The sequence below is a fragment of the Pseudomonas sp. KCJK8993 genome, from assembly GCF_046230915.1.
Taxonomy (GTDB): domain Bacteria; phylum Pseudomonadota; class Gammaproteobacteria; order Pseudomonadales; family Pseudomonadaceae; genus Aquipseudomonas; species Aquipseudomonas piscis.
Genome location: NZ_JBJJLO010000182.1, coordinates 1 through 7,500, shown reverse-complemented (window position 1 = coordinate 7,500; position 7,500 = coordinate 1). Strand labels below are relative to the sequence as shown.

Genomic DNA, 7,500 nt, shown 5'->3' with positions numbered 1-7,500 from the left:
CTGGTCGTGGTTTCGCGGTGGTGGCCGACGAGGTCCGGGCCCTGGCCCAGCGTACCCAGAAGTCCACCGAAGAAATCGAGGAGCTGGTGGCCGGCCTGCAGAACGGCACCCAGCAAGTGGCGACCGTGATGCACAACAGCCGCGTGCTGACCGACAGCAGTGTCGACCTGACGCGCAAGGCCGGTGCCTCCCTGGAGAACATCACCCGCACGGTGTCCAACATCCAGTCGATGAACCAGCAGATCGCCGCCGCGGCCGAAGAACAGAGCGCCGTGGCCGAGGAGATCAGCCGCAGCATCATCAACGTGCGCGATGTGTCGGAACAGACCGCCGCCGCCAGCGAGGAAACCGCTGCCTCCAGCGTCGAGCTGGCCCGCCTGGGCGGCCAACTGCAAATGATGGTCAGCCACTTCCGCGTCTGACTTGTACCCCATGGCCGCCGCCTTTGAACAAGGCTGGCGGTCATGTGCAGGACACCAGATACCCGGCGCACGCAAGGTGCGCCACGCCTGGATGCTCGACTTCTGTAGCCGCTGCCGCAAGGCCCGCAGGGCCTTCCTGGGCCCTCAAGAGCGGCGTCCCCTTCGGGGCCCAGCGGCTACAAGAGGCAGGGTGGACAGGCATTTACAGCGCGCGCGGTTTGCCCTTACCTTTCCCGGTCTCCATCCTGCTGTCCGAAGGATTCGTTGCCAGGAACCCAAACATGCCCAGCCTCGGCTTTACCTCGGTCCCGCCCCTGCTCAAGTACCTGCTGTATGCCGAGCAATTGGGCATCGCCACGGAACCGGCGCTGGCGGCCGCGGGTTTGCAGGCGACGCAGTTGAACGACACCAGCCTGCGCCTGCCGGTGGAGGTCCACGAGCGCCTGCTGGACTACTTCTGCCTGCACTCGGGCGACCCGCTGTTCGGGCTCAACTCGGCCCGCTTCGTCAAGCCCAGCTCCTGGAACGTGCTGGGCTACATCACCATGAACTGCGCGACCCTGGGCGAGGCCATGGGCCGCATCATGCCGTTCGAGAAACTGGTGGGGGACATGGGTACCAGCCGCGCCGAGGTGCTAGGCGACGAAGTACGCCTGATCTGGAGCTGCCGCCACCAGCGCCCGGACATCCGCCGGCATCTGGTGGAAAACGTGCTCGCTTCCTGGTTGCTGTATGCCCGCTGGATCGCCGATTCGCAATTGTCGCCTCGCGCCGTGTGGTTCGAGCACCCGCTGCCGGAGCCAGCCCAGGTCGAGCCATACGAGGCGCTATTCGGCTGTCCGGTGCTGTTCCAGCAACCGTGCTCGGCTTTGGTGGCACCGCTGCACTACCTGCAACTGCCCCTGCGCCAGGCCGATGCGCGGCTGCTCAAGACCCTGGAAGACCATGCCCAGGCGATGATGGCCTCGCTGGTCGATGCGCCGGTGGCGCTGCAAGTGCAGAACGTCCTGCGCCAACTGCTCAAGGATGGCCTGCCGCGCAAGGAACAGGTGGCCGATCAACTGCAAGTGTCGGTCAGCACCCTGCAGCGCCAGTTGCTCAAGGCCGGCACCTCCTACCAGCAGATCCTCGACGACCTGCGCCAGGAACTGGCCGAGCACCACCTGCTGCACAGCGAGCTGTCGATCCAGGCCATCGCCGATCGCCTGGGCTTCACCGAGCCCCGCTCGTTCCATCGCAGCTTCAAGAATCGCACCGGCCTGACTCCCGGCCAGTTTCGCCAGGCCGCCCAGGGCCAGGGCTGAGCCCCTCAGGCGCTGATGGTGCGGGTGAACACCAGGCGGTTGCCGAACGGATCGTCGATGGTCATGTCCAGGCTGCCCCAGGGCATGGCCTGGATACGCGGATCGGTGAACGGCAGTTGCCTGGCCAGCAGCTGCTGCTGGAAGTCTTCCAGTTCGTCGGTATGGATGCGCAGCGCGGCCCCAGGGCTGCCGTCGCCCTGGTGCTCGGACAGATGCAGCACGCACTCGCCCCGGGAGACCTGCATGTACAGCGGCAGGTCGTGGGTGCAGCGGTGCTGCCAATCGAGGTGGAAGCCGAGGAAGTCCAGGTAAAACGCCCGGGCCTCGGCTTCATCGAAGATGCGCAGGACGGGGGTGGTTTTGCCAAAGCTCATTAGGTGACTCCCTGACTGGAAACAGGTCGCTGAGAGCGACCCCGATTGCCAGCACTTCGGCGCCACGCGAGCTTTCTTTAATATCAATGCGCCACCACTGTGACGGCGATCAACAAATCAGCCTGGCGTCCCGAAGCCCTGGCGCAAATCGCCCTCCCGGGGCAGGAAGCGCCCATGGCGCTGCTCGCTGGCCTGGCCGGCGGCATAACTGCTCACGCCATTGACCCAGACCCCGTCGATCCCCTGGGCCGGGCGCCGTGGTTCTTGGAAGTCGGCCACGTCCCGGACCCGCTCGGGATCGAACAGCACCAGGTCGGCCCAATAGCCTTCGCGGATCTCGCCGCGCTGGCGCAGGCCGAAGCGCGCCGCCGACAGGCCGGTCATCTTGTGCACCGCAGTGTGCAGCGGGAACAACCCCAGGTCGCGACTGAAGTGGCCCAGCACCCGGGGAAAGGCGCCCCACAACCGCGGATGGGGGAACGGGTCTTCCGGCAGGCCATCGGAGCCGACCATCGTCAGCGGGTGGGCGAGGATGCGCCGCACGTCGCTTTCGTCCATGCCGTAGTACACCGCCCCCGCCGGTTGCAGGCGCTTGGCGGCGGCCTGCAGGTCCAGGCCCCAGTCGGCGGCGATCTGCGAAAGGTCGCGTCCGCCCTGCTCGGGATGTGGCGTGGACCAGGTGATGGTGATGCGATAGGCCTCGGTGACCTGCTTGAGGTCCAGGGTCGAGGAGCTGGCGGCATAGGGATAGCAGTCGCAGCCCACCGGATGCTCCTGCGCCGCCTGTTCCAGGGCCGCCAGCAGTTGCGGGCTGCGCCCCCAGTTGCCGGCGCCGGCGCACTTGAGGTGGGAGATGATCACCGATGCCCTGGCCGAACGGCCGATCAGGAAGGCTTCGTCCATGGCCTCCAGCACCGGCTCGAACTCGCTGCGCAGATGCGTGGCATACAGCGCGCCGAAGGCCGTCAACTCCTCGGCCAGCTGCCGCACCTCATCGGTCTCGGCGCAGAAGGCGCTGGCGTAGGCCAGCCCGGTGGACAGGCCCAGGGCGCCCTGCTCCAGGCTGTCGCGCAATTGCCCGCGCATCGCCGCGATCTCGCTGGCGGTGGCCGTGCGGTACAGGTCCGCCAGGTGGTTGCTGCGCAGGGCGGTGTGCCCCACCAGGGCCGCGACATTCACCGCCGGGCGGGCCGCATCCACCGCCGCGCGGTAGTCGGCGAAACGCGGGTAGACGAACATCTCGCGCGGCCCCAGCAGGTTCATCGGGTCCGGCGGATCGCCCTTGAGGGTCACCGGCGCGGCGCTGATGCCGCAGTTGCCGACCACCACCGTGGTCACCCCCTGGCTGAGCTTGGGCAGCATCTGCGGCTGGCGGATCACCACCGTGTCGTCATGGGTGTGCACATCGATGAAGCCCGGGGCCAGCACGCGGCCGGCGGCATCGATATCGACCTCGGCGACCGCGCCGGCCAGCTCGCCGATGCGCTGGATACGCCCGTCGAGGATCGCCAGGTCGGCGCGATAGCCAGGACGGTCGCTGCCGTCGATGACCAGGGCATTGCGGATCAGGGTGTCGTAGCGCATGTCAGTCTCCCAGGGGCAGGCTGTCGGCGCCGCCACGGTAATGGTCCAGGGCCAGCTTGATCCTGCGCAGGCGCTCTTGATTGTCGTCGGGCATGGCCAGGGCCAGCTCCGTGGCCAACACGTCGATGGCCAGCAGCATGCCGTAGCGGGCGGCGGTGGGTTTGTAGATGAACGGAGTCTCGGCGCTGTGCAATGGCAACAGCACGTCCGCCAGCCCGGCCAGGGGCGAGTCGGGCAAGGTGATGGCGAGCACGCCGGCGCCGTAGCTGCGGGCCAGGGTCACCGCGTCCAGCAGTTCCGGGGTGAGGCCGCTGAGGGAGCAGGCGATCACTGCGTGTTGCGACCCCAGGGAAGCGGCGGTCACCCGCATCATCACCGGGTCATGGCAGGCGGCGATGCAGTAGCCCAGGCGCACCAGGCGCACCTGCAGCTCGGCGCTGCACAGGGTCGAACAGCCGCCGGTGCCGAAGGCGTGGATCATCCGCGCGCGCCCCAGCAGGCGCACCGCATCGGCGAACTGCGCCTCCTCGAAACCCGCCAGGTGGCGGTGCAGCGTCGACTCGATATCGCCGACGATCTGCCGGTAGAAACCGGACGCCTCGGTGCTCGCCCCCGGATCGAGGAAGCGGCTGCCCACGCCGCTGGCCTGGGCCAGTTGCAGGCGCAGCTGGCGCAAGTCCCGGCAGCCGACGCTGCGGGCGAAGCGCGACAGGGTCGCGGCGCTGACCTCGGCCCGCCGCGCCAGCTCCTCGAGGCTGGCGGAGGCGGCGAAGCCCACGTCATCGAGCATCAGCCGGGCGATCCGCGCTTCCCCGGTGCTCAGATCGTCCAGGCGCGAGCGGATCTGGTAAAGGATGTCCATCTAGAGAAACTCCGCGAGAACCAGGGTCAGGCCGAAGGCGATCAGCGAGATCAGGGTCTCCAGCACGGTCCAGGTCTTGAAGGTCTGGATGACGCTCATATTGAAGTATTCCTTGACCAGCCAGAAGCCGCCGTCGTTGACGTGGGAGAGGATCACCGAGCCGGCGCCGGTGGCGATCACCAGCAGTTCCGGGTGGGGATAACCCAGGCCGACCGCCACCGGCGCCACCACCCCCGAGGCGGTGGTCAGGGCCACCGTGGCCGAACCGGTGGCGACCCGCATCAGCACCGCGAACAGCCAGCCCATCCACAACGGCGACAGCTGGAACTGGTGGGCCAGGCCGGTCACCTGCTCGGTCACCCCGGAGTCGATGAGGATGCGGTTCAGGCCGCCACCGGCGCCCACCAGGAGGGTGATGCCGGCGGTCGGCGCCAGGCATTCGTTGGTGAACCTGAGGATCGACTCGCGGTTCAGGCCCTGGGCCAGGCCCAGGGTCCAGAAGCTCACCAGGGTGGCGATCAGCAGGGCGATCACCGAGTTGCCGATGAACGACAGGAACTGGTTGAGCCCGGTGCCCGGCGCGGCGATCAAGTTGGCCCAACCGCCCAGCAGCATCAGCACCACCGGCAGCAGGATGGTGCCCAGGGTCAGGCGAAAGCTTGGCAGCCGCACGCGCGGTTCACGGTTGATGAACTGCTGCTCCAGCGGGTTGTGCGCCGGCAACTGGATGTGCGGCACGATCAGCCGCGCATACAGCGGGCCGGCGACGATCGCCGTGGGCACGCCGATCAGGATCGCGTACAGCAAGGTCTGCCCCACCGGCGCCTGGTAGGCCTGCACCGCCAACATCGCCCCCGGGTGCGGCGGCACCAGGGCATGCACCACCGACAACCCGGCGACCATCGGCAAGCCGACCATCAGCAGCGATCCCCCGACCCGCCGCGCCACGGTGAAGGCGATCGGCACCAGCAGCACGAAACCCACCTCGAAGAACAGCGGCAACCCCACCAGGAAAGCGATGCAGACCATGGCCCAGTGGGCGTTGCGCTCGCCGAAACGGGCCACCAGGGTGCGCGCCACCTGCTCGGCCCCGCCGGATTCGGCCATCAGCTTGCCGAGCATGGTGCCCAGGGCCACCACCAGGGCGATATGCCCCAGGGTCTTGCCGACCCCGGCCTCGTAGGCCGCCACCACCCCGGAGGCCGGCATGCCGGCCACCAGCGCCAGGCCCACCGAGACCAGGGTAATGACGATAAAGGGATTGAGCCGGTAGCGCGCGATCAGGACGATCAACGCGATGATGGCGACTGCGGCGTAACCCAGCAGTCCGTAAGCCGATACAGGAGCCACGGATACCTCCTTGAAAACAGCGTCGTTTCGAATGGTTATGAAAGTTTTTAATCACTTTAGGCAGTGAATTTCAAACCGTATGAAACTGATTTTCGTAAAGAGGCAGGCTTTGTCGTGCAGGGCTATGCAAAAGCCCCGGTGATGAAAATCGGCACCGGGTATTTTCATGCGCGGGACGGGCGAGCACGACGGCTCGCCCGTAGGCCATCAGTCGTGCTGGACCCGGGCGCGCTTGAGCAGCTTCTTGCAGCGCTCGGACAGGTGCAGCACCCGCAACTGCTTGCCGGCCTTGGCATAGCGCTCGCGCAGGGTCATGAGCGCGGCGATGGCCGAATAGTCGACGAAGCTCAGGTGCCGGCAGTCGAGGGTCACCCGCGCGGGGTCGTTGGCCGGGTCGAACTGGTTGAGGAACGGCGTGGTGGAAGCGAAGAACAAGGTGCCGTGCAGGTGGTAGAGCTTGCTGCCATCGGCCTCGAGGTGGCTGTCGGCGTACAGCTCGCGGGCCTGCTGCCAGGCGAAGTTGAGGGCGGCAATGACGATGCCGCAAAACACCGCCATGGCCAGGTCGGTGAACACCGTGATCACGGTCACCGCGAGGATCACCAGCACGTCGTTGAGCGGTACCTTGTTGACCACCCGCAAGGAAGCCCAGGCGAAGGTCTGCTGCGACACCACGAACATCACGCCCACCAGCGCCGCCAGGGGAATGCGCTCGATCAGCGGCGACAAGAACAGTATGAACAGCAGGATCAGCCCCCCGGCCACGACCCCGGACAAGCGCCCACGGCCGCCGGAACTGAGGTTGATCACGGTCTGGCCGATCATCGCGCAGCCGCCCATGCCGCCGAAGGCGCCGGAGACCATGTTCGCCGCGCCCAGGGCCACGCACTCGCGGTTGGTGTAGCCGCGAGTCTCGGTGATCTCGTCGGTGAGGTTCAGGGTCAGCAGGGTTTCCAGCAGGCCGACCATGGCCATCAGGAAGGCATAGGGGGCGACGATGCGCAGGGTTTCCAGGGTCCAGGGCACGGCCGGCAGCGCCAGCACCGGCAAGCCGCCGGCGATGTGGGCCATGTCCCCCAGGGTGCGGGTCGGCAGCCCCAGCAGGTACACCAGCAGACCCACGCCGAGGATCGCCACCAGCGCCGGCGGCACCGCCCGGGTCAGGCGCGGCAGCAGGTAGACGATGGCCATGGTCAGCGCCACCAGGCCGGCCATCAGGTACAGCGGCCGGCCGCTGAGCCAGTGCTCGCCGCTTTTGAAATGCTCCAGCTGGGCCAGGGCGATAACGATCGCCAGGCCGTTGACGAAGCCCAGCATCACCGGGTGCGGCACCATGCGCACCAGCTTGCCCAGGCGCAACAGGCCGAAGGCGACCATCACCAGCCCGCCCAGCAGCACCGTGGCCAGCAGGTACTGCACGCCGTGCTGCACCACCAGGGCGACGATCACCACCGCCATGGAGCCGGCCGCGCCGGAAATCATGCCCGGACGGCCGCCGAACAGCGCGGTCAGGGTGCAGATGAAAAAGGCGCCATACAGGCCCATCAACGGGTTGAGGTGGGCGACCAGGGCGAAGGCGATGCATTCGGGCAGCAGGGCGAAGG

The 7,500-nt window shown here is 67.4% G+C and carries 7 protein-coding genes; 2 read left to right on the top strand and 5 right to left on the bottom strand.

Going from position 1 to position 7,500, the window contains the following annotated elements:
* Together ACK6AU_RS30790 and ACK6AU_RS30785 are read left to right on the top strand one after the other, a co-directional pair.
* Nucleotides 1-422: methyl-accepting chemotaxis protein (locus ACK6AU_RS30790; RefSeq protein WP_409303450.1), on the top strand; the 422-nt coding region annotated here is incomplete at its 5' end.
* A gap of 281 nt (nt 423-703) precedes the next feature.
* Nucleotides 704-1,726 carry an AraC family transcriptional regulator gene (locus ACK6AU_RS30785; RefSeq protein ID WP_185697680.1) on the top strand — a complete coding sequence of 341 codons (1,023 nt, stop codon included), beginning with the start codon at nt 704-706 and terminating at the stop codon, nt 1,724-1,726.
* 5 nt (nt 1,727-1,731) lie between these two features.
* On the opposite strand, the gene ACK6AU_RS30780 is transcribed toward ACK6AU_RS30785, so the two are convergent.
* From ACK6AU_RS30780 to ACK6AU_RS30760, 5 genes are all read right to left on the bottom strand, one after another.
* Nucleotides 1,732-2,100, bottom strand: a complete 369-nt coding sequence (locus ACK6AU_RS30780; RefSeq protein ID WP_185697679.1) for a glyoxalase superfamily protein — start codon at nt 2,098-2,100, stop codon at nt 1,732-1,734.
* Between the two features lie 117 nt (nt 2,101-2,217).
* Nucleotides 2,218-3,684 (bottom strand): N-acyl-D-amino-acid deacylase family protein, encoded by a 1,467-nt coding sequence (locus tag ACK6AU_RS30775; RefSeq protein ID WP_409303448.1) that lies wholly within the window; start codon nt 3,682-3,684, stop codon nt 2,218-2,220.
* Nucleotide 3,685: 1 nt separating this feature from the next.
* The gene (locus tag ACK6AU_RS30770) at nt 3,686-4,546 is read right to left on the bottom strand and encodes a MurR/RpiR family transcriptional regulator (protein WP_409303446.1); all 861 of its coding nucleotides are present in this window, start codon (nt 4,544-4,546) and stop codon (nt 3,686-3,688) included.
* A complete protein-coding gene (locus ACK6AU_RS30765) occupies nt 4,547-5,896 on the bottom strand; it encodes a gluconate:H+ symporter (RefSeq protein ID WP_409303444.1) in 1,350 nt (449 codons plus the stop codon).
* Nucleotides 5,897-6,103: 207 nt separating this feature from the next.
* Nucleotides 6,104-7,500 (bottom strand): SulP family inorganic anion transporter (locus tag ACK6AU_RS30760; RefSeq protein ID WP_409303442.1); only part of this gene is annotated, 1,397 nt, incomplete at its 5' end.

Excerpts from the sequence above, each read along its gene's own strand:
- ACK6AU_RS30775 (WP_409303448.1), bottom strand. The coding sequence starts at position 3,684 with ATGCGCTACGACACCCTGATCCGCAATGCCCTGGTCATCGACGGCAGC.
- ACK6AU_RS30770 (WP_409303446.1), bottom strand. The coding sequence starts at position 4,546 with ATGGACATCCTTTACCAGATCCGCTCGCGCCTGGACGATCTGAGCACC.
- ACK6AU_RS30780 (WP_185697679.1), bottom strand. The coding sequence starts at position 2,100 with ATGAGCTTTGGCAAAACCACCCCCGTCCTGCGCATCTTCGATGAAGCC.
- ACK6AU_RS30785 (WP_185697680.1), top strand. The coding sequence starts at position 704 with ATGCCCAGCCTCGGCTTTACCTCGGTCCCGCCCCTGCTCAAGTACCTG.